Source organism: Vibrio thalassae, assembly GCF_900089835.1.
GTDB lineage: Bacteria > Pseudomonadota > Gammaproteobacteria > Enterobacterales > Vibrionaceae > Vibrio > Vibrio thalassae.
Window position 1 is genome coordinate 1 of record NZ_OANU01000056.1, and the last position, 23,663, is coordinate 23,663.

Sequence of the window (23,663 nt, forward strand, 5' to 3'; positions counted from 1 at the left end):
TTACGTGGATCGGGTATGCGATTAAGGCGTTCAAAAAGTGTCATTTTGTAGGTTGAGTAGTACATAGATAATGATCTGATCAACAAAATCAGGATTAGTTCAATCGAAAATAAAGAACATTTAATTCCTTGATGCAGGTGAACGCAAATTGACCGTGTTGTTTGGCATTTAATCAATTAAACCCTACAAACTATGTGAGATCTCGCCCTGCATTGATTGCTCCGCGTGAGTCGTTCTTGCCTAATTATTTGTTATTTTGTAGCTTTTCTTTGGCTTAGGGAAGTGTTCTATGAACGTTGTGAGCTCTACAGCGGCTTTGTTCATAGCTTCAGTCGCGAGTTCTGGTTTTATCCCATTAGAATAAAGCCCATAGGTCATGGTGTCTTTCGTGTGGCCAATAATCGTTGCAGCAATGCCTTCCTCGACATTAGCATTTTCGAATGCTGTCGCTAACATCCCTCGTAAGCTATGAAACGCCACATCAGATTCAGTCGTTATGTGTTTGACCTTGTTTCGGCTAAACCAAGTCCCAATCGTTCCAGCTCTATTGGATGGGTTAGAAATGACTTCCTTGATTAAAAACTCGTTATCGCTCACTGTTTTCAAATGTTGTATTGCTGGAAGAATCGAGCTATGGATTGGTACTCGTCTCGTTGATGATTCTGTCTTTAAATTTCTGTTCTCGTCGTGAACTCGAATAAACCACTCACCATTTGATTCTTTGTAAACATCTTCTTTGTGTAGGCCGCAGATTTCATTGATTCGCATACCTGTCATTAAGCCAATTGGAGCAATCCATAGCTTGCCATCTGTATTAGCTGACTTGGTCAGCTCCAACATGAGTTGTTTCCATTGCTGTAAAGTGAAAGGGCGGTAGCTTTTGGGTTTACTGCGCTCTTCTTTGATTCTATGGTCTTTAAATACTGAAGTAGTCTCTACGTATCCTCGGTCGTGAGCGTAGTTCCAGATGCCATTTAAGCAGCCTATTAACGTTGTAGTTGTCGATGCTGCGATGGTTACTCGTAAGTGTTCGATGAACTTGACGACTAGAGGTCTTGTAATGGACTTTAATGAGATGTCTTTGTTGTAATTAAAGTCCTTGAAGTAGCGCAAAACTCGTTTTGTGTTCTTGATTGTCGAGTAACCTTTTTTGCCTTCAATGTGGTTGAGGTACAGCTCGCCTACTTCAAATAATGTGTAATCTGTTGATGGGGCTTTTAGTTCATCGGGGGGAGTGTTTCCGGTAGCTTCTAGAACAGCTGCTGCTTTAAGTTTGTCACCATTATGAATAAGTGAGTCTATGTCATAGAAGGAGTCGAACGCTTCAAACTCCTTATTGCTACGGAGTTGAGAGTATTCGGTGCGAATTTGTTTTACTAGTTCTCTGTAACGCGCCCCACGAGGGTTTACACCAAGTGATTGAAGCTGAGTGTCCAATTCCAATAGTAGCCCGTCACGTAGTGCCTGAGCGGTTTTAAGGCTATCTGTTTTAAGGCTTCGAACGAACTTTTCTTTGTTGCCATAATAGGGTTGTAGGTCTTTTGGCAATCGGTAATTAATGTACCAAGTCGTGCCTCTGAGTATCAGGTGCTTTTTGTCGGTCATAACAAGATGTGTCACAAATTGTGTTACAGGTTTGGGTTCAGTATAAAGGCATTTCCCCTTGAAGTAACTAGGGGCAGGGCTTGGAATTAGTTGTATCGAAAGCTGTATTTTGACTTCGAATCTCTCACTCCCGCCAAATTCGAAAAGGTCTGATTTATCAGGCCTTTTTTTCGTTTCGGGGTACTTAGAGCTATCGTCTGACCGACAAAAAGGGCGAAATGATGCATAAGGCACGTGAAACATTTTCAAAAAATGTACCAACCTTGTCCAACAATGTGTGGAATATTCTATCTTTGCTCACCCAAGTTAGCAGGTATCCCCTCAAACTAAGTGACTAAATTCACTCTGCCACGATACAAGTCTGCATCTTCACGTTGATTCAGTATATAGTTAGCAAATAGTATTAGCACAAGATCTCTCGATTCTAACCGATTATTCACCACACATCTTATGAAGAAGTCTAACCTCACATCTAATGATATCGCTAAACAGCTTGGCGTATCACAATCCATGGTTTCGCGTGCGTTCAACCCAAAAGCGAGTATTAGCGACGCTAAGAGAGCATTTATCCTTGAAGGCGCAGAAAAGCTCGGTTACAAGCCCAACGCTATAGCGAGGAGTCTTACCTCACGACGTTCGGGGTTAATTGCCATTGTGTTGGATAGTAGCTCCAATCCAATGTACGATTTACAAGCTCGTACTCTGGCTACGGAGATTCAAGCGAAAGGCGGCCTTGCTATTTTGTACCCACTCTCTAACGGTAGCCTTAATTCAGAGATTCAAAGGGCATTTGAATACCAAGTCGACGGTTTAATCGTTGCGACCAGCCGTATGCACAGTAGCATTATCGAGCAATGTGAAAAGTACGGTGTTTATTTAAACTTTATCAACCGTTATATCGGTGACTTTAAAGCCAACAGTATTGGCCTAGATAATTCGTACGCTGGAGAACAAGCGGCTAATTACTTTTTTAAAAAAGGCTGCTCAACGTTTGCTTTTGTCGGTGATGAAGAGGGTTCCATGACGTGTGAAAAGCGATGGCTTGCTTTCCGTCAACGAACTATCGCCCTCGGGTTGCCAGAGCCAGTAAGAATTCCAGCCTCTTTTGATATGGAATCTGGTTTATTGGCGGCGGAAAAATTAGTGGATCAACCGACTAAAATTGATGCTGCGTTCTGTGCCAACTATATTATTGCCATTGGTGTTATAGAGGGGCTTAGAGCGCGTAACCACCAAGGAATAAAAATTATTGGTGTTGATGATATCCCAATGGCTTCATGGCCATCCTACAGATTAACCACCATCAAGCCGCCGACCGATATTATTTGTAAATCAGCGGTGGACGATCTGTTTGATAGAATTCAGGAAAAAAATAATATCACTGGACAGTATATCCGTTATAAAGGAACGATTGTTGAACGTGTGTCATAATAAGGTTTGTTGACTGATATTATAAGGTTTGTTGACTGATATTCGATTCTGTATGCCATGTTTAAAATGTATGCGACTGTGACTTGTATTGTACTGTTGCACTCGCTTATTTGTGTTGTCTTTAAAACCCTCCACACTTCCTTCTCTATCCGTATTCCGTTAGTCACAGGCATGTAACTTGTTTCATTGTTATGTGTTTGATGAGATATTTGCATGTTGAAGACCTCTTATTCTCATCTTTTCACATTTTCCTTGATGCCTATGCGTAGCTCATGTTGGTAACTATTTGTTTTCATTGTTGCTACATTTGCAACTAAGTGAGCCATAAACATAATCTTAAGAAGATGACAAAATCATTCATAATTTGATTTTTATCATACAAAAATGGTCAATTTTGCACATTTAAAGCAGGAAATGATTTAAATCAATAACCCAAAAGGAGTACTCATTTAAATTCCAGTGACTACGTATGCATTGGCAAATGAAAAATCATGACCACCTGTAAACAAAATGTAACTCAAACTATCAGCGGAAATGTCTTCAATATTCAGTTGTTCACTATTGATGATGGCCCAGGTATCCGCACAGAGCTGTTTTTGAAAGGGTGCCCACTTCGTTGTAATTGGTGTGGAAATCCAGAGAGTTTCAAGCATTACGTTCAGCCAGGTGTTTACGAAAGTCGTTGTATTTCACGTGAGAAATGCGGTGCATGCGAAGAGGTTTGCCCTAATAAAGACATGCTTCTTTTTAAAGATGGCAAGTTACAGGCGATTGATTATCAATTGTGTACTAATTGTCTTGCTTGTCAAAAAGAGTGTCCGGCTGATGCTATTAAAGCATGGGGCCAGACCATGTCGGTCGACGAATGCATGGATATTATCCGCAAAGACAAAGGGTTTTATGAGCGTTCGGGTGGTGGCGTGACCGTGTCTGGTGGTGAACCTTTATTACAAAGTGATTTTGTAAAACAGCTGTTTATCGAATGCCAAAAAGAAAATATTCATACGTGTCTGGAATCTAGCTTTTACGCTAAGTGGGACAAAATAGAAAAGCTTCTCCCACACACGAGTCTGTTTATATCAGATATCAAGCATATGAATAGTGATGTGCACAAAGAACACACAGGCGTAAATAATCATAGGATTCTAGATAATTTAACAAAACTCTGCGCAATTAATAAAGAATTGATATTAAGGATACCGGTAATACCTGGCGTAAATGATGATGAAAACAACATAGCATTGACAGCAGACTTCATCCTCAACGAACTAGGCAATAATGTTAAAACCTTGCAGTTATTGAGCTTCATGCGCCTTGGCGAAGAAAAATACCGTTCATTAGGTCTGAACTATAACATGCATAACTTATTGTTTGATCGGGAAGAGTTTCAAGAAAGGGTTATAAAAATCGCTGATTACTTTAATAGTAGAGGCATTCACTGCGTCATCGGGACCAAGGAAAAATAGCCCAAGATTTTATAGATAAGTTAATTGAATAAAGATTTTTATTAATTTATCTCATTACGATTTTTTAAAATAAGAGAAGTGAAATGGAAACTACTTTATTAACAGAGAACAGAACCTCTGCAAGAGGGGTCGATGAATTCGATAAAGTTTATGGCCTTGGCTATGAAGTGGGTCACGATGATTGGTCACCATACCCTCGTGTTAACCGTCTGCGCCAAACGTTCTTAGATCGTCCATACGAAGTTGATGTTGAGCGCCTACGCTTAGTCACCGAAGCTTTCAAAAAGCACGAAGTTGCGCCACGTATTCTGCAAAGCGCTTATGCTTTTGAAAATATTCTTCTAAACGCAACACTGTACGTTTATGACGAAGATTTGATTCTTGGTGAGATTGCTGCTCCAGCGAAAGCGTCACCTATCTACCCAGAGTTTTCGGTAGACTGGATTATTGATGAGATCACCAACTCACCATTTGAAGAACGTTCAAACGATCAGTTCTATATCCGTAACGATGCAGAGCGTGCTGAAATCCTTGAGCTATGTGCTTACTGGAAAGGCAAGACTGTGAACGAGATGATCACAGCAACGCTCGATCAAGATCAGAAAAACGGTTCTCACATGGGAGAGAAAATCTTCCAAACGAATAACTACCATTTCGCTGGTATTGGTCACTTCGCAATGGATTTTGCCAAACTGATGACGCAAGGCTTTGATGGCGTTATCAAGCAAGCTGAGGAAGCATTGGCTGCACTTTCTAAGAAAGATGTTGATTATGCCAGCAAGCGTGATTACTACAAAGCGACGCTCATCACTCAAAACGCGGCGAAAAAGTACATCACTCGTTATGCTGATCTTGCAAACGAGATGGCGGCGAAAGAGTCTGATGAGACTCGTAAAGCTGAACTGGCGACCATGGCTGAGAACTGTTACCAAATCGCTGGTGGTGTTCCTCAAACATTCTGGCAAGCGATTCAGCTTTTCAACTTCGCGACGACTCTGACACAAATCGAAGGCAACGGACACTCAATTTCATACGGCCGCATGGATCAATGGTTGCACCCAATTTATCTTGCTGACGTTGCTAAAAACGGCACTTCAAAAGCGTTCATTTTAGAACTTCTAGAAGTGCTGTACGTTAAGATGAATAACCCAACCAAGCTAAAAGACAAAGGCACAGTACGCGTGCGTAACGGTCGTGGTTTTGGTGGTGAGAGTCTAACTATCGGTGGTGTTGATACAGAAGGTAACGACGCAACTAACGACCTAACGATGCTTATGCTAGAAGCGTCTGTTCATACACGCATGATGAACCCTTGGGTGTGTGTACGTATGCACGACAAAACACCTTATGAGCTAAAAGTAAAAGCGACTGAGTGTATTCGTGCTGGCTACGGCCATCCAAAACTGTTTAATGACGCGCCAGCAATTAAAGCGATGCTTGCAAAAGGTGTAACGCAAGAAGAAGCACGTGATTATGCGGTTGTTGGCTGTGTTGAGCCAACGATTCCGGGCAAAGAGCACGGCTGGCAAGATGCAGGTTATGTGAACGTGGCAAAAATGATGGAAATGGTTCTAAACCACGGTCGTCTAGTTGCTGGTCCTAACACAGAACTTCAACTTGCACCTGACACTGGTAGCCTAGAGACTTATCAGTCCTTTGACGAAGTGCTAGAAAGCGTTGAAAAACAAATCGAATTTTGGTGTGACCAACTTTGCAGCGCGCTTAACATTACCGATAAAGTTCACGCTACGCTAAAACCAACGCCATTTATTTCAGCGTTTTTCGACGGTTGTCTTGAGTCTGGTAAAGACATGACAGCGGGTGGTGTGAAATACAATGGTATTGGTCCTCAAGCAGCAGGTATTGCAACTTGTGCAGACTCATTGGCTACCATCAAAAAGTTAATGTTTGAAGACAAGTCTTACACGGGTAAACAACTTCTGGATGCGCTTCGCGACAACTGGGAAGGACACGATAAACTGTACGCACTAGTGAACAGCTCTAAGATCCCTCATTACGGTAACGACATTGATGAAGCGGATGAACTGTTTAAGTTTATGTTTGAGAGCTACTGCAAACACATTGCTGGTCGTCCAACGAATCGTGGCGGCAAGTTCAGCCCAGGTGTGTACACAGTAAACGCTAACGTTGGTATGGGTCTATTTATGAACGCGTCACTTGACGGTCGTAAAGCTCAAGAGCCTATCTCTGACAACATGGGACCTGTGCACACTGCTGGCGGCTCTCATGACTATTCAGGCCCAACGGCGATTGTTAACTCAGTGACCAAAGTTGACCACAGTAAAGCAACGAACGGAACTCTACTAAACCTACGTTTCCCTGAAGATTCAGTGGCAGGGGTTGAGGGTCGTGACATCTTAATTAGCTTTATTGATGAGTATATGTCTAAACACGGTATGCACGTTCAGTTCAACATTATGAGTGCAGACAAGATGCGAGCTGCGCAAATGAACCCAGAACAATATCGCGATATGTTGGTTCGTGTAGCAGGCTACAGCGCTTACTTTGTTGAACTTGGTAAGCCACTGCAAGACGACCTGATTGACCGTACAGAGCTGCGTTTCTAATCGTTGTTTCTACTTTTCGTTTGTTATTAATTTAGTGGGTAGCACGCTACCCACTTCTTTGGAGTCATTCTCTTGGAATTCATCTACAAATTTGACTACGTGCTGGTTGGCTTAATGCAGGTAGTTGGTTTCTTTGTTCAAGGTACAACAGGCTTCGGTTGTACTGTAATCGCAGCCGCTGTGACTAACGGCCTACTAGGCACGACAATGGGTGTACCTTATGGTACCGCGATTACCATTCCATTTTTATACTATCTAGCCATTAAAGGCAGACAAGACATTTCGTGGAAAGACCTAGCGAAGATTGTTTTGCTTTGCGCACCAGGTATCTTGGCTGGACAATACTTGTTCTACCAAATCTCTCCACAATTAGCGAAGATTCTCATTGGCGCAATGGTTACTGTGATTGCAGTAATGAATTTGCACAAATACGTGGTAAAACCGCTAATAATGAAAGAAGTCAATGTTGAAGAGGCCGCTGACACGCTACCTCGCCGAATCTTCCGTTACGGCTGTCTTATCCTTGGCGGTATCGTACACGGTGCATTCAACATCGGTGGCCCACTTATCACGGTTTACACACTTGAAGCGGTTCAAGATAAGAAGAAATTCCGCAATACAATGACGATGCTGTGGGTTGTTCTAAACTCTTGGAACCTATTCAACCAACACCAAAACGGTGCATTCACAGCGGAACTAAACAGCGCACTTCTGATTGGCCTCCCTCTTGCTGGTATCGGTTTCTTCTTCGGTATGCGTTTCCTAGAGAAGATCAACCGTGAGCAGTTCCTACGCATTGTATACGTAGTACTACTTCTTATCGGCTTGAACATGCTACTAAGCAACATTCCATGGACTGCAGATGCCAAGATCATGACTATGGTTGGCTCGGCAATCGTACTAGGTGGCTACGCAATCAGCGTATTCAAAAAGCGTCAGCTAAACACTGTTAAGCTTGCTAACTAATTAATTTTTATTTTTGTAATACCGTTTATCGCCATGAGATAAACGCTTTATATAAAACAAGTATCGTGCATTACGGTACTTGTTTATAAGGAACACTTCGTGAAAGACTTTAATTTTAAAATCCCTCAAAATATTGAATTCGGCGTTGGTAGCCTGAACAAGTTGCCTGAAATCTTAAAAAACAACAATTCAGAGCACGTATTCTTAATCTCTGACCGTGGCCTAGAAAGTATTGGGGTAGTGAAAAAAGTCCTAGATATCATCGAAACTGCTGGTATCCAATGCACCTCTTATCTGGATGTTTTGCCAAACCCAACGATTGATATCGTTAATGAGGCAGCATCTCTTTACCAACAATGCGGTGCAACAAGCGTCGTTGCTCTTGGTGGCGGTAGCCCTCTTGATGTAGCGAAGGCCGTTGGTATCTTAGCGAAATTTGGCGGCGACATTAAAGATTACGAAGGTCTTAACAAAGTTCCTGGTCCTATTGTGCCGACGATCGCAATCCCAACGACAGCAGGGACGGGTAGTGAAGCAACAGCTTCATCGGTCATCACGGATGAAGCGATTAACTACAAGTTCTCTATCGTTAGTTACGAAACTTTGCCTAAATATGCGATTCTTGATCCGCAATTGATCATGACAGCGCCAGCGTCAATTGCAGCGGCGTGCGGTGTTGATGCGTTGATTCACGCCATTGAAGCGTATGTATCTAAGAATGCTTCACCTTTCACTGACGCAATGGCAGAGAAAGCCATGCAATTAATTGGTGCAAACCTACGTAAGTTTGTCGCAAACCGTCAAGATGAAGCCGCGGCATGTGCGATGATGACAGGTAGTAACTTTGCTGGTATCGCGTTCGCGTGGGCACGTCTTGGTAACGTACATGCAATGAGCCACCCAGTCAGTGCGTTCTATCATGTACCACACGGTGTGGCTAACTCTATTCTGCTACCAACGGTAATGAAATTTAACGCAGTTACTGACACTGGACGCTATAAAGTCATTTACGATTTCATCCGCGAAGGAAACGAGCCTGTAGAAAACTTCACAACTGACATGCTTATTGACGAAATTCAAAAACTAAACGAGGATCTTGGCATCCCAAGAACTCTTTCTGAAGTAGGCGTGAAAGCAGATCTGATTGAAGAAATGGCAAAAGACGCAATGAAGAGTGGTAACGTGCTTTGTAACCCACGTGAAACGACTTTAGAAGATATGATCGAGCTCTATAAACTCGCGATCTAATATGACGTTAGCACTCTGAATATTGGTTTATTCAGAGTGCTAACACAATGTAATTCAATATATAGTTATTTTTGACGTTCAAACCAAAATTTAAAGTTGCTATATATTGAATTATATTTTTGGGTTTATATTTTGAAAAGAAACTATGGAGAGGAACAGCCGTATATTCCGGCAGGTCCATTTAAGATCAGAATTCCGTTTGTTCACGTCGGCTTTGAAAAAGTCGATTTTATGCAAGGTTTGTTGCTCTGCGCCGTGTGCTTGGGGATGATCCCAATACTTCAAGAGTATTTGGGAATGCCTTTTGAAGTAGCAATAACAATTGTTGTGATCAATGGTTTACTATATTTTCTGCATATCATTCTTGGCGATCCTATTATTCCCGGTTGGATCACGCCTGCCATTCCAATTGTCATTTTATACCTCAACCAGTTTGATGTCGGCGTCGATCGTGTGCAAGCACTGATCGCTTTCCAAATTTCGCTCGGCATGTTGGCGATTATATTGGGTGTGACTGGATTGGGTCAGAAAGTTGCTTCAATAGTACCTAACGCGATGAAATCAGGCATTATCATTGGTGCCGGTATCGCCGCGGTCAACTCTGTATTAGTTGATGGTGGTCGCTTTGATCAAGCGCCTATCTCGATTATTACCTGTACAGGTGTCGGTTTTTACCTATTGTTCTCTAGCCACTTTAAGAGTCAGAGAAACCTTAATCGCTTCACTAAAATACTCGCAGATCTTGGCTCATTACCCATCGTTGTACTGGCGTTGATCGTTGGTCCTTTGGTCGGCGAAGTGCCGTGGCCGAAGATTGAATGGGGCTTTACCACATTGGCATTTGAAGAGTTGTTTAACAACTGGACCATCTTTGGTCTAGGTATGCCTCCTCTAGAAATGTTCGTGATGGGTCTGCCAGCGGTTATCTCCACTTATATCATTTTGTTTGGGGACGTTATCCAAGCTAAGTGTTTGTTGGAAGATGCAGGTAAAAAACGTCCTGATGAATACATTGACTTTGATGCTAATCGCTCCAATATGATCTTTGGTGCTCGAAACGTTCTGATGGGAATTTTTGGTCCAACCATTACTCTATGTGGACCACTAGCGGCGGCAATGCAGGTAGTTGTGTGCGAACGCTTTAAGCTCGGTCCAAAAACGATGGGGTCAATTAACAGTGGCGCAATTTCTTATCGTTATGGCACCGCAGTAGGGTATTTTTTACTCCCTATTGTTAGTCTGGTAAAACCGGTCTTGGGAATTGCACTTGCTGCTACATTGCTGATTCAAGGTTTCGTGTCATTTAGAGTCGGTGTGACTAAATCCCGTACTGTGAATGATCTTGGTATCGCTGGAGTCATGGCGGCAGTGATTGCCATTAAAGGTGCCGCTTGGGGACTTGCTGCGGGTGCCATCCTCTGCTTCTTCGTTAATCTGTCTAGAAGCAAAGAGCATGAAAGTGAGATTGCTGCAGAGCTAGAGCCTTCGATGGCTCCAGATGCGTCAAAATAGCAAATTGTGTAAAGTAAAGAAGATGATATACCCGTGATCATGAAGCATCTATAAAGTCTGCATCTAGCGATCATCGGGTATATTTCATCCATTGAAATAGTGAAAATGTCTATTAATCTTAGTCTTTCATCTGCATTTTCTTCACAAGCATATACGCTTGATATAAGCACTGCGAGTATTGTTGAGCTTAAACAAGCACTGCGAAAAAAACGCCTTACTTGTGAACAAATAGTGAAGTATTACTTAGCACGTATTGAACAATATGATGCTAATGGACCGAAAATTAATTCTATTGTTGAGTTAAATGAAAATGCCATCAATGAAGCGATAAGCTGGGATAAAACCGGAGATAAAAGCTTGCCTCTTGGAGGGATTCCTTTTTTAGTTAAAGATAATTTTAATGTAAAAGGGATGGCAAATGCGGCGGGTTCTATCGCTCTTCTCGATAATATTGCAAAGTACAACGCAACCTTAGTGCAACTGCTTTTAGACAATGGTGCTATTTTTCTTGGCCGCACCAACATGTCGGAGCTTGCCGCCTCGTTTGGCAAATTTGGCTATAGCTCTCGAGCAGGTCAAACCCTAAACCCCCTTAATTTAGAACGAGACCCGTCAGGGTCCAGCAGTGGGTCATCAGCAGCGGTTGCGGCTGGGTTTTGTGCTTTTGCACTTGGTACCGATACCAGTGGTTCAGTGAGAGGTCCAGCGACAGTAACAGGGTTGGTAGGATATCGTCCGTCTATGGGAATGTTAAGCAGGCACGGTATTCTGCCATTAGCACTGTCGGCTGATACGGCTGGTCCACTCGTTCGCAATGTTGACGATCTTGCTATTGTGATGGATGTGCTATCGCAAAAAGATCCTGCAGATAGCGCCAGCGCATTTTATTATGCAGCGCACCCACAGCCGCAGTTTGTAAAGGCGTTAGAACAAGCAGAGCTGACCAAGTTAAAACTGGGTTTTGTGACTAACTTTAATGGTGGCAATCCTGAAGTTGATAACGTTATGCTGCAATCTGTCGAAAAACTAAAGCGACATGGTGTAGATGTAGAAAATATCCGATTACCTGAGCCATTTGAACACATTAATGACTGCATTTTAAAACCGATGTTTATGGGGGAATTTAAGCCTCAATTTGAAAGTCATTTAACGTCCAACCAAACGCAAAAATCGCTTAAAGATGTGGTTAGCATTCTTTCGTCCTTGCAAGCGGATAAAAGGTTAACCGCTGTCAATCCAGGGCGCCTCTTAGCATTAAAGAATAATTTAGAGACCAATAATACCGACTGCGCTGACTATATTGTTATTCAAAACCGGATTATCCCAGGTTTGAGAAACCAGCTTGATAAGATTATGAATGACCGCCAGTTCGATGGTTTAATCTTTGCCACTCGCTCTTGCCCTGCTGCGCCGTTGCCCGGGATTTTGGACCCTAATTTTGAATGCCATGCACAAGACATGATGGCTGCAGGCTATATTGCAGCAGCACTAGGCTTGCCTGAAATTACGGTCCCAGCCGGGCTTGCGAAAGGAAATATGCCTATAAGCTTATCTTTTATGGGGCGCTTTGGACAGGATGAAGCACTATTCCAATTTGGAAAGCTGTTTGAAAGTATTGCAAATTTTTCTGTGAGAACAGTATTGCCGTGTTGTCACTAGAAACTACGGTGTTGTGCATGACTCAATGCAAACCACACGATAGCCAAATATGTTTCAGTCGTTACTATCTTTATATAGGGTCAGCCAAGAGGTGATGACATCAATGATTGGCCCTATATCGCTCTCCTCGTAGTTAAACACACAACTACGTCAGGTTTTATCAATCCATTAACTGCACTTTAAATTTGAAGTTGTAGCTGGCGCTTAGACAAATTGCAGAGCCGTACTCAAGCGTGTTGCCTTGTTGATCAAAACTTTTTAGGATGATTTTTAATGCCGGTTCACTTGGCACAGTTTCTAACAGATCGGCTTCTTCTTTGGTAAGCTGGTGGGCATTAATTTGATATTCTTGGCTACAAGGTTTGATGCCTTGTTCACTCCAATACTGATACAGCGACCATTCTAACAATTCGGGTCTGGGTAAGTAGACTTGAGGGATGAACATGGTTTCGATGGAAACTGGGGTGTTGTCGGTTAAGCGAACGCGCTTTACTTTTGCGATTTTACTAGGCTGGGTGATGCTGAGTTCTTGCCGATTAGCAGGCGCTATCTCTGGTTCACTTTTACCCAGCTTTAAAAGTACCATCAATGCCCTAGACGCTACTGGGGCATTTCTTTATGTCTATTTTCTGATGAACCACGCATCGTGATTTACCTCAAACCCTCTCATACGCTGCGATGAGCTTCTAGCATTATGTAATGTTGCTCGATATTATAGAGTGAATCCAACTACTGGCGTGAAGAATGTCGATCACCTCTTCTTTTTATGATCAAAATGCAGACTCGTTAGCTGAGCAATACAACTCACTCACGTTCGAGGAAGTGCACGCTTCTTGGAAAGCATATTGGCCTCTTGATGGGGATACGGTTTTAGATGTCGGCGCGTCGTCGGGTAGAGATGCAAAATGGATGGCGCAACAAGGCGCAGAGATCTTTGCTCTGGAGCCATCGCCAGCGATGATGAGTATTGGTAAGGCGAATACCGGTGATGTTGTCACGTGGTTGCAAGATGAATTACCCAGTTTAAAAACTGCGCAGAGCCTTGGAATTCGTTTTGACTTAATTTTGGTGAGCGCTGTTTGGATGCATGTCCCACCGAGTCAAAGAAGTCGGGCGTTTCGTAAACTATCAAACCTCCTTGCTCCCAATGGACGACTCGTGATCACTCTGCGTCATGGCCCTTTTGACGATGAGCGAATTGGCTACCCAGTTTCGATATCAGAATTGGAGCAGTTTGCCAAGGACACAGCTTTACTTGTTAAAGAGGTGAGTGATTCGGGTGACTCATTAGGGCGTAGCCGAGTAACTTGGCAAACGGTGGTTTTAAGCTTACCAGATGATGGTTCAGGCGACCTAAATAAGGTACGACACATCATTGTCAACGACAGTAAGAGCGCAACCTATAAACTGGCACTACTGCGAGTACTTTTACGTATAGCCGATGCTCACCCCGGATGTGTGTCAGACAGAACAGGTGGTGAAGTTGCCATTCCTATGGGGTTGGTGGCGTTATATTGGGTTAAAGCCTTTAAGCGTCTAATCGATATCGGAAAATTACAGCAAAATAGCAACCCCAATAGTGGATTGGGTTTTGTGACAGAAGAGGGTTGGCATCAGCTCAAACATTTATCAGCGGACGATCTCGCTGTGGGTAGTCTGTTTTTGGGCGACGAAGCTAAAGCGTTGCAGAAAACCATTCAAGCGTCGATTAAAACCATGAAAGAAGGCCCAATCGCCCATATCTCTACCGGAACAAAACAAGACAAGAAACACGAGTTCTCAACCGTAGCACCAGCTAAACGGCGTAGAACTCAACATAGTGTGTATCTAGATACTCAGTTTTTCGAAAGTTTTGGTTTCTTTGTTCTTAAACAGAGTCTTTGGGAGTGTTTCAGGCTCTATAATTCATGGATAGAACCATTGGTAGTCAACCAGTGGGTGATGCAAATGCAGCGCTTTGAGCTGAACCGGAAAAACAATGTATCGCTGCAAAGCTACCATGACTGTTTGGTTTGGTTGGATAAGGATCACGATACACGAGAAGTGCGCAAAAGGGTGGGTGAGTTGCAGCGGGAGAAACATCGCGTATCGAGCGTTTGGAGTAATACAAAACTAACGAAGTCGTTTCATGTTGACCACTGTTTACCTTTTGCTTATTGGCCAAACAATGATATGTGGAACTTGCTCCCCACGACCGAAAACGAAAATAGTAGTAAAAGTGACCGTTTGCCAAGCAAGAAGCGGTTAGTCGAGTCTAGAAATCGGATAGTGAACTGGTGGCATCTTGCTTGGGGAGAACAAGACCAACATAGACAGCGTTTTTTCACTGAGGCCGCTTTGTCACTACCTAACCTTCCTCCTCGCTGTCGTGATTTTGAAGAAGTCTTTGATGCTATGGGGCTGCAAATTCGAGGTGTGAAGAGTCGCCTACTCATCAATGAATGGTAGTGAGTTACCAAGCACAAACAAGCTCCTTACGGGAGCTAATCTATCGACTTCGATACTCAAATATTCAATACTTGGCCAATAGCGCAATACTAACTACCCTGATTGTATATTGCGGAAACAGATGACAAGGTGTCGCTTAACTCGTCAATCATTCGCTCTATATCGCGTATCACATGGCTTTTCGCCATAAAGTTCTCCGTGAGGAGCTGGTCAATTGTTTCTATATGATGAATAGCATTTGATTCTGGAGCAATAGTATATATCGCTCCCTTAAGCTGATGAAGTGTTCTCTTTGCCATATCAATATCATTGCTTTTGATAAGTGCTTTAAGTTTACTAGCATCTTGTTTTGCTGTTGAAATTAACTGCGGGGCATACTTACTGATTATTTGAGTTGTAGTTGCAGGTAAGGTCTCCAACGTTTGATTGTTGAATTGAAGAGTCATAATTAACGACGCAATAGAATCGCGATCAAAAGGCTTGCTGATATTGCCAAAAAACAGGTGTTTATATTGACTCTCGATAGGCTCAATACTGGATGAGATGATCGGTATCATGCCATTACTATTAGCATGAACATGCATCGCTAGGTCGTACCCAGTTTCGTTGGGAAGCACGATATCGGTAATGACGATGTTGAATGGTGTACTGTTGTATTTGACAATTGCAGCAACAACGCTTGATTCCGCAATCACAGTAATACCTAGTTCTGAAAGAATATCCTTTAAAATAAGATTATTAATAGGGTTATCGTCAACAATCAAAGCTTTTATAAGCATTATTTACCATTAAACAGACGCTACAGAGCTATAAAGCTATCTCAAAGTAGCTCAGTAAATCAATAAATATTGTACAAGTGGTATTAAAAGGTTGACGAAAGGTTCAATCATATTAGGCGAAAAATAACTTTTTAGAGCAAAGAGTCTAAACATTATTTTCTAATGAAATCAAGTTGCTTGCATGCGGGTTTAAGTATTTTCCTACAAAATGTAATTAGGTTCTGCTATATGATGCGACAATATCAGAATGGCTAGAATCCTCAGCCATGGCATCCAGCACACATTTAAGTTTACGCACTTAAAGCCGGATTGCTTATTTATAAACTACACTGAAGATAATACGTATTATAGGTAAAGGGAAATATGGATACGACGTTGACTCGAATGATGCTGATTTCAGAATCCTTACTGGTAAGGTTTGGATTCAACATAATGATAGCCAAGATATTCAAATCCGGTTTTTTTATCGTTGGTAAAGCATCATACGTCAACATCGCACTGACCTACGGTCTAGAGAACGGGTTCTCGGTTGATATCTTACCTAACAAGGAATTCGCTGCCTTAACCTCAGATGTTGCTCCGTTTGACTTTAGTCGGTCTCCTGATTGGGAGGAAAAGCTCTTGATCGTGTTGAAGAGTGCTCTGAAGAAAAATAATGCGATCGGTAAAAAGCTTCGAATAAAAACAAAATTTCGAGAAATATCTAGCATCCAATTGCATCGGTTGCAGCAAGGCTAAATGGCTCAATCGGTTTGTTAGGGGGGACCGAAAATAACCGACATAGAGGCAAATTCATGACAAATAAAGACTTCAACATACTGATTGTTGACGACTCTCCGACAAACATCGATCTTTTAACGGGTATTCTTCTGCCTGACTATAAAATTAGAGCGGCCACGAATGGCGAGCTAGCTTTGACTATCACTGAACAATTCCCCAAACCAGACTTGATTCTACTCGATGTCGTGATGCCTAAGATGAGCGGCTACGACGTGTGCAAACGCCTTAAAAGCAATCCTGTCACTGCATCAATCCCCATAATATTTGTTACAGCGAAGTCTATGGTCGAAGATGAAACCAAGGGATTTGAAATCGGTGCGGTTGACTACATCACGAAACCCTTTAGTCCTCCAATAGTCAAATCGCGAGTAGCTACGCATTTAGCGTTACATAACCAAAGAAAAGAACTGGCGCGCGAAGTTCATCGACGTACTCAAGAAATTCAACAGAATCAGTTGGAAATTATCAACTGCCTTGGTCGAGCCGCCGAGTTCAAAGATAACGAAACTGGTATGCATGTGGTGAGAATGAGTCACTACAGTCGACTAATTGCGCAGGCACTAAATATCGAACCCAAATGGTGTCAATTGTTATTCGAGGCATGTCCAATGCATGATATTGGCAAAATCGGTGTGGCGGATAACATACTCAAAAAGAAAGGTGGTCTTACCCCAGATGAATGGGAATCGATGAAGAAGCATGTTAACTATGGCGTGGAAATATTAGGCGACAGCAACTCTGATTTGATAATGATGGCCAGAGAGATTGTTGAGTATCACCATGAAAAATGGGATGGCTCGGGTTATCCAAAAGGTGTCAAGGGTGAAGCCATTCCGTTGTCTGCTCGAATAGTAATGATAGCCGATGTATTTGATGCTCTGACTACCACTAGACCTTACAAAGAAGCGTGGCCGGTTAACGACGCCTTTGATTATTTGTTAGAACATTCTGGTACTCACTTTGACCGAAAACTGGTTGATATTTTTCTGAGTCAAAAGCAAAAGATACTCGACGTAAAAGCAAGCATTGCTGACGAAAAATTAAAAAGCACCGCATATGAACGATGAATATGTCGACACCCACAAACGTACATCAGACAGGATCACAATCGGCTTTGTGATTGTTGCTCTGGTGTTAATGATACTAGGTGTAAACGCTTGGAGTAATTTAAATAAACTCTCCATGTCGATTGAGCGTCATGCTCCTCTAGGTCAGATACTTATCACCTTAGATATGGCCCGTCTGTATGAGTTATCATATTCCCGTGAACTCACTCCGGAGGCTTCGAGTGAGGCTTTACGCTTTATGAATGATGCCTTGTCAGTTGTAGACATGATGCATTCTACAGAGAGCTTTCACGATCATGAGCTGAACAATATACAAAGTGAATTACAACTATATCGCAGTGACTTTGTTGACTATGTCTCGCTGATTGAGCAGCAAACATCAGCGAAAAAGCAAATGATTGCCTATGCTCAGAAATCAACGGAACTCTTCGATAAGTTGAGACAGCTACAAACCCAGTATATCGATACTCAAACACAGTTGATCGATCAGAAGTATCGAAGCATTATCGATTCAACCAACGCAGTTTCTTTCTCGAATAATATCTATTCGTCAGCAATGCTGTTGGATAAAGAGCATTCGAATATTACGCATCACGAGAAGAGTTTATGGCAAGAAGGTGAAATACAAGTTGTTGAAAATATGTACAGCTACTTGCTTGCTATGGTGGCAGTAATAAAGACTGATACTGTTCGAAGAGACATTTTTCAACTACATACGCTTGTAGATAAATATTACTTTCAGCTAGAAAACCACACAGGTACAGGTGACGACTTAAAAGAAGATAGGTTTATTAAACACAAAGTACTTGCAGAAGAAATATTGAGATTATCTGACGCTATAAAAAAAGAATTGGCTGCTATAAATCAGGCTACGTTGCGTAAGCTCTCAGAAGCTCGAAGACTGCTCTCCGATAGAGTAGAGATCTCCGAAATGGTCATACTGTTAGCGGATAGAGTCAATATAGCTCGTCAAGCTGACAGAGATTTTTCACTCTCCGGTGATAACTCCTTGCGAGATAGTTATTCGACTCTTGTGATGGAGGAGCTTAGCAATGTTGATAAAGGCATGGATAACCTCAAGGCGTTAGTGGTTACAAACGATGAGAAGAACCTAATCTCAGAGTTACAGCTAGCAGTAGCGAAATATAAGAAACAGTTTACAGAAGTGTTTAGGCTGTCCCAAGAGGTGTTAATCAAATCAAACAGGATGGCATCGAGTGCATTGGCTGTAGATTCATTGTTGTCCACAATGAGAGAGACTAGAGCCCAAGCAATACGGGAGGCCCGAGAATTATTTCGATTTATGTCGATCGGTGGCGGTATATTCTTGTTCGTATTAATTATCCTTGGCTATTTGGTTCGCAAAAGCAGTTCGAAATTACAGACTTTGACAGAAAGTTTGAGACGCACGAATGATAGGATAAAAAAAACTGCCGAGGCTAAATCAAGGTTTTTAGCAATGATAAGCCATGAAATTCGCACGCCGATGAACGCTATTATAGGGATGAGCTACCTTACATTAGAAGAGGGAAAGCTATCGAAAAAAGAACACGGTTATATTGAAAAGGTCCATCATTCTGCGAACCTACTTTTAGGGATTCTTAATGATGTTCTTGACATTTCAAAAATAGAAGCGGGAAAGCTGACTATCGAATCGATTGAATTCTCGTTGTATAAAACGGTCGACGGCGTTGCGTCAATTATTTACGAGCGAGCAAGAGACAAGAATCTGTCTATTGATATCAACATCACCGAGCGAGTACCAAAAGTGCTGATTGGCGATCCTCTTCGCATACATCAAGTTTTAGTTAATTTAAGTACCAATGCGGTAAAGTTTACCGAGTCGGGTGTGGTATCTATCGACATCGACATCGATATCGAAGAAAGTAGTGGCGATCGTGTTTTTCTGAAAATGTCAGTGACAGACCAAGGAATTGGGATGAGTACTGAGCAGATAACGAATTTGTACACTTCATTTTCGCAAGCAGACAGCACGACGACTCGCAAATATGGGGGGACAGGACTCGGTTTAGCGATCACAAAAAATCTTGTTGAATTAATGAACGGAACAATATCAGTCACCAGTGAGTTGGGAGTAGGCTCAGAGTTTATAGTCGTGTTGCCTCTTGAAGTAGGGCATAGTGATGAAATTGACCCTAGTACCTATAAAAAGTGCGTTGTCCTATCTGACGGTCTGCTACCCATAGGGGAATTGACGGCCGAGATACGAAAAAGAGGAACCTTTATAATCGAGAGCGTTAACGATTATCGGCGTACAAGCGACTATTCTGCGTTAGTTAATATAGAACCGATATTGTTTATATTCGTTGTCAGTTCACTTGACAAAGGCTTTATTTTCTCGTTGAAAAAATGCTTGAACCAGTTGGCGAATGTACGATCAAGCGTTGTGGTTTTGCTTAAGGAAATGAATGATCTGGATTTATTCCTTGATGTCAATCATGATGGTGAGTCGTTTCAATATAACGACACAGCTTTTAATAAGGGGAACTTAAACTCACTATTAGATAGCCAGTATAACAATCATCGCTTTAACATATTTCATTTTGATAAAGTGAAATTTGAATCTGACTCAATAATGGGTAGCAGGATTCTTGTAGTGGACGATAATGCTATTAACCGGGAGCTTGTTACAGAAATACTTTCTAAACGTGGCGCAGAAAGCGTAGTAGCGACAAACGGTAGAGACGCGATTGATATTCTTCACTATGATATCAACTTTGATGTCATCTTGATGGATTGTCAGATGCCAATGTTAGACGGTTATGAAGCAACCAATATTATAAAACATGACATGGCTATTGATATTCCAATACTCGCTCTAACAGCCAACGTTTTACACCCTGACAGAGTAAAGGCGAAGACCAGCGGTATGGATGGTTTTATTAAAAAGCCTATTATTGTGGAGGAAATGATCGGAACATTGAACGATTGGATTGAAATCTCGAGGTTTGAATGCGTGCTAGACAAAGATGCGATTACTGCCGAGGAAACGTTCGGAGAATATAGTGAATTTGAATTTTTGCAGGTCGAAGGTATAAATTTAGAAAAGGGACTCTCGGTTGTAGGCAATAACTCGGAGTTATTTATGCGCTTATTATCTAATTTTTCGAAACAATATGAACACAAAGAAATTGTCACTGATGATAGTGAAAAATTAAAAATCGACGTGCATACGCTAAAAGGGGTGGCTGGAAACTTGGGCTTTTGTTCTATTTACCAGATATGCACTAATATTGAAAGAAATATGCCTAATACAAACAGCTACCATATAGACAGTTTGAGGGCAGAACTTGCTCGTACTTGCGAGTTGATAAACTCACAAAATAAGGATAAGTCGGCAGGGTGTTATATCGATTTTAGTGACAAGGAAATATTGGAAATAATCGACCAAGCAAGGCACCACAATGTTGAAGCAATTGTAGCGTTGAATAGTGCTTTAGGCGATGCAATATTGGCTAAACTCTCTGCGGATATCTCTTCTGAGCTGAAAATTGCCGTGAAAGCCTATGACTTTGCAAAAATAGAACAAATCCTCTGTGCGAGATTCCGATAAGCGTTAAGTGTGAACTCATGAAAGAGAATAAAAAAAGAATAGTAGTTATCGATGATCATCCAGTAGTTGCGAAAGCAGTAGTAGATTGTATCAAAGCGATATCGATAGATTTTGAGGTCATTAGCTTTACTAAAGCTGAGCAAGCTCTCGTGCACATTCGTTCTTCAATCGTTGATTTAGTTATACTTGACGTGCAGTTAGATGAAGGTGACGGATTTTCATTTTACCGAAGGATAAAATCTTCCGGATTCACAGGAAAGCTTATTTTTTTCACTGCGTTAGAGAATGAATCTTATATTGAAACAGCAAGAAGGATTGGTGCGGATGGATATTGTACAAAATCAATGCCTTTGGAATCAGTACAGAATGCAGTTATAAAAGCCCTTTACCAGAAGCGTAGTATCGAAAAACTCGGAGCAGAAAAAGTACACGAAATTAAATTGTCACAACGAGAAATGCTGGTTTTATCCTACCTGATGGAAGGTTACAACAACAAGGATATAGCAGAAAAGCTCTTTTTGAGCCCGAAAACCATCAGTACCTATAAGCATCGTTTGCTTAAAAAACATGGAGTCTCAAACATCATAGACCTAATCAGGCTTATAGATAATTTTTCGTATAGCAGGAAGTGACCTAACTTTTAAAAAGTAATGAATTTTTGGGGGTGGCGCTGAATTTATCTTCTTGCTAGGCACTGCCTCACTCAGTTGACGGGGCAAAACCTCGTTCGAGGTTAGAATCTGTCCCAGATTGACTCATTTTCTCAATAGGGCAAATCATGCCCAGCTCTGAGGGATCCCTTCATAACTCCCCCAAAGAACAACCATGTTTGAATAGATTTTGAGCAAGCATAGTTGCAGCTGCGATGGTCAAGCGGTATCGAGGGCGATGCAAGTTACTGCTCAAACATAGAGAGAGCTTGTGGGTTTTCCTCAAGAAAACCTCAATCCCCTTAACTAATAATGAAGCCGAGCGATGTATTAGAGGCTTTGTAATCCAAAGGAAAATTAGCTTCGGAACGACCTCAGATGCAGGCGATAAATTCCGTAGTCATATCCACACACTCATCGAAACTTGCAAAAAGCGCGGCCTATCAGCAATGTCAGTTCTGAGTGAAATCATCACGTCAGTCGTTGAGAAGAAACCGTACCCAAACGTCTTTAATCTTTAAGGCGTACCCGTCCTTTTTAATAAATCAAACTATCCTGGTGAACGTTTACGCCAAGTTAATGAAAAACTCTGAGGTGGCAGAGTGAGGTGCATCAGTGCGAGCCATCGCAATAGTACCTGTTACGTTTTTGAGACCACGATTGGCTTCATTAACGATCGGCGCATGGCCGGTTTTTTCTTCAAGGTTCTGGTTGTAACCGCCAGCCTGAATCATAAAGCCATCAATAACGCGATGAAACACCGTCCCTTGATAAAAACCTTGCTGGCAATATTTGAGAAATTTTTGGCACTAACGGGTGCTTTTTCAATATTGAGTTCGATGTCGATATTCCCAAGGTTGGTTTTCAAAGTGATAGTTGTCATGGAGAGATCCTGAATTTAACGTCAAACAAGTAATTGAAAATAAGTGTGCTATGAGCGATTTGCTTTAAGCGTATTCCTTTGCACGGAGGCGACAAAAGGTGATGGGCTAAATGTTGCACTAAATGCAATTGCTTTATGGTTATCGCTTATGATGAAATAGCACCGCATTCTACTTACTCACTATGTTGGAACTTTTAATGAGCACTGAACAACCAAACAACCCGCTTCACGGCCTTAAGCTGGAGAACATTCTTACTCAATTAGTGGAGCATTACGGGTGGTCTGGGCTACACGATATCATTCGAGTCAACTGTTTTTCGAATGATCCTTCCATTAAATCGTCGCTTAAGTTTCTTCGTAGAACGCAATGGGCGAGAGATAAAGTGGAGCGCCTGTATATAGAAACGTTTTGCTAGAAAATGTTAAGGCCAGTCATCGACTGGCCTTATTGGTCTAGTGACTGGTAAATTAGTGACCTGCAAACTTCACGCGAATCTTACTGCCTTTGAACATGGTAAGATTCAGCTCTTTGATCGCTACTTTCGCTTCGTCTTCGTTTGGCATATCTACGAATGCGAAGCCTTTAGACTTACCCGTTTCCTGATCTAATACCAGAGTACACTCTACAACGCGGCCGTAGCCTAGAAACAGTTTTCGTACGTCGTGTTCAATGGTGTCACGGTCAAGGTTTCGAACTAAGATTTTCATAATGAGCCATTTGATATGAGAATTACCGGCGGATTGTCTCAGTTTATGCGGCGTAAACCAAGCGATTCTGTGGAAATATCCATCCCAGAAACCCCCTGTGTCAGGATAGTTGTCGCCCTTAATCCTCAATAAAAGTAAAACAGGGAGCGGTAAGTTTAATTAAGTGAAGCGTTATTCAAAAGAGCATAAGAAAGCAACTATTCGCAGGTTTGTTGAAAGTGGTTTATCCTTGCGGGAGTTTGCAGATAATGAAGGTATGCATATCTCTACTCTGCACGATTGGAAGAATAAGTATTTAG

At 41.9% G+C, this 23,663-nt stretch carries 18 protein-coding genes and 2 pseudogenes; 15 read left to right on the plus strand and 5 right to left on the minus strand.

Annotated elements, in window-relative coordinates:
• Positions 1-240 precede the first annotated feature (240 nt).
• Entirely contained in the window at positions 241-1,605 is a 1,365-nt protein-coding gene (locus tag VTH8203_RS15315) for a DUF6538 domain-containing protein (RefSeq protein ID WP_158296155.1), read from the minus strand.
• A 450-nt stretch (positions 1,606-2,055) separates the two neighbouring features.
• On the opposite strand from VTH8203_RS15315, the gene VTH8203_RS15320 reads away from it, so the two are divergent.
• From VTH8203_RS15320 to VTH8203_RS15350, 7 genes are all read left to right on the plus strand, one after another.
• Positions 2,056-3,036, plus strand: coding sequence for a LacI family DNA-binding transcriptional regulator (locus VTH8203_RS15320; protein WP_096994460.1), 981 nt, complete (start codon positions 2,056-2,058; stop codon positions 3,034-3,036).
• 491 nt (positions 3,037-3,527) lie between these two features.
• Entirely contained in the window at positions 3,528-4,502 is a 975-nt protein-coding gene (gene hpfH / locus VTH8203_RS15325) for a (2S)-3-sulfopropanediol dehydratase activating enzyme (protein WP_096994461.1), read from the plus strand.
• 83 nt (positions 4,503-4,585) lie between these two features.
• Positions 4,586-7,090, plus strand: a complete 2,505-nt coding sequence (gene hpfG / locus VTH8203_RS15330) for a (2S)-3-sulfopropanediol dehydratase (protein ID WP_096994462.1) — start codon at positions 4,586-4,588, stop codon at positions 7,088-7,090.
• A gap of 72 nt (positions 7,091-7,162) precedes the next feature.
• Positions 7,163-8,056 (plus strand): sulfite exporter TauE/SafE family protein, encoded by an 894-nt coding sequence (locus VTH8203_RS15335; RefSeq protein ID WP_208617760.1) that lies wholly within the window; start codon positions 7,163-7,165, stop codon positions 8,054-8,056.
• A 99-nt stretch (positions 8,057-8,155) separates the two neighbouring features.
• The gene (locus tag VTH8203_RS15340; protein ID WP_096994463.1) at positions 8,156-9,304 is read left to right on the plus strand and encodes an iron-containing alcohol dehydrogenase; all 1,149 of its coding nucleotides are present in this window, start codon (positions 8,156-8,158) and stop codon (positions 9,302-9,304) included.
• 132 nt (positions 9,305-9,436) lie between these two features.
• Complete coding sequence (locus VTH8203_RS15345) at positions 9,437-10,816, plus strand: xanthine/uracil/vitamin C permease (RefSeq protein WP_208617761.1); 1,380 nt, start codon at positions 9,437-9,439, stop codon at positions 10,814-10,816.
• Between the two features lie 105 nt (positions 10,817-10,921).
• On the plus strand, positions 10,922-12,475 hold the full coding sequence (locus VTH8203_RS15350; protein ID WP_096994464.1) for an amidase: 1,554 nt from the start codon (positions 10,922-10,924) through the stop codon (positions 12,473-12,475).
• 160 nt (positions 12,476-12,635) lie between these two features.
• Here VTH8203_RS15350 and VTH8203_RS15355 read toward each other — a convergent pair whose 3' ends face one another.
• Positions 12,636-13,061, minus strand: coding sequence for a UTRA domain-containing protein (locus VTH8203_RS15355; RefSeq protein ID WP_244181229.1), 426 nt, complete (start codon positions 13,059-13,061; stop codon positions 12,636-12,638).
• A gap of 158 nt (positions 13,062-13,219) precedes the next feature.
• On the opposite strand from VTH8203_RS15355, the gene VTH8203_RS15360 reads away from it, so the two are divergent.
• Positions 13,220-14,923, plus strand: a complete 1,704-nt coding sequence (locus tag VTH8203_RS15360) for a class I SAM-dependent methyltransferase (RefSeq protein ID WP_096994465.1) — start codon at positions 13,220-13,222, stop codon at positions 14,921-14,923.
• Between the two features lie 89 nt (positions 14,924-15,012).
• Here the strand turns inward: VTH8203_RS15360 and VTH8203_RS15365 are convergent, their stop codons facing one another.
• Positions 15,013-15,702 carry a response regulator gene (locus VTH8203_RS15365; RefSeq protein ID WP_096994466.1) on the minus strand — a complete coding sequence of 230 codons (690 nt, stop codon included), beginning with the start codon at positions 15,700-15,702 and terminating at the stop codon, positions 15,013-15,015.
• A gap of 363 nt (positions 15,703-16,065) precedes the next feature.
• Here VTH8203_RS15365 and VTH8203_RS15370 point away from each other — a divergent pair, with 363 nt between their 5' ends.
• From VTH8203_RS15370 to VTH8203_RS15390, 5 genes and pseudogenes are all read left to right on the plus strand, one after another.
• A complete protein-coding gene (locus VTH8203_RS15370) occupies positions 16,066-16,440 on the plus strand; it encodes a hypothetical protein (protein WP_096994467.1) in 375 nt (124 codons plus the stop codon).
• Between the two features lie 56 nt (positions 16,441-16,496).
• Positions 16,497-17,549 carry an HD domain-containing phosphohydrolase gene (locus VTH8203_RS15375; RefSeq protein ID WP_096994468.1) on the plus strand — a complete coding sequence of 351 codons (1,053 nt, stop codon included), beginning with the start codon at positions 16,497-16,499 and terminating at the stop codon, positions 17,547-17,549.
• A complete protein-coding gene (locus VTH8203_RS15380; protein WP_096994469.1) occupies positions 17,539-21,123 on the plus strand; it encodes a hybrid sensor histidine kinase/response regulator in 3,585 nt (1,194 codons plus the stop codon). Before VTH8203_RS15375 ends, VTH8203_RS15380 begins: the two co-directional genes overlap by 11 nt.
• 17 nt (positions 21,124-21,140) lie before the next feature.
• A complete protein-coding gene (locus VTH8203_RS15385; protein ID WP_096994470.1) occupies positions 21,141-21,755 on the plus strand; it encodes a response regulator transcription factor in 615 nt (204 codons plus the stop codon).
• A 236-nt stretch (positions 21,756-21,991) separates the two neighbouring features.
• Positions 21,992-22,294 (plus strand): annotated as a pseudogene (locus VTH8203_RS15390) (IS66 family transposase); the annotation flags it as partial.
• A gap of 45 nt (positions 22,295-22,339) precedes the next feature.
• Here VTH8203_RS15390 and VTH8203_RS15395 read toward each other — a convergent pair.
• Positions 22,340-22,656, minus strand: a pseudogene (locus tag VTH8203_RS15395) (peptidylprolyl isomerase).
• Between the two features lie 197 nt (positions 22,657-22,853).
• On the opposite strand from VTH8203_RS15395, the gene VTH8203_RS15400 reads away from it, so the two are divergent.
• Positions 22,854-23,072, plus strand: a complete 219-nt coding sequence (locus VTH8203_RS15400; RefSeq protein WP_096994471.1) for a VF530 family protein — start codon at positions 22,854-22,856, stop codon at positions 23,070-23,072.
• A 52-nt stretch (positions 23,073-23,124) separates the two neighbouring features.
• On the opposite strand, the gene VTH8203_RS15405 is transcribed toward VTH8203_RS15400, so the two are convergent.
• On the minus strand, positions 23,125-23,364 hold the full coding sequence (locus VTH8203_RS15405) for an RNA recognition motif domain-containing protein (protein WP_096994472.1): 240 nt from the start codon (positions 23,362-23,364) through the stop codon (positions 23,125-23,127).
• Between the two features lie 163 nt (positions 23,365-23,527).
• Between VTH8203_RS15405 and VTH8203_RS25535 the strand changes: the two genes are divergently transcribed.
• A partial coding sequence (locus tag VTH8203_RS25535) for a transposase (protein ID WP_158296156.1) occupies positions 23,528-23,663 on the plus strand: 136 nt, incomplete at its 3' end.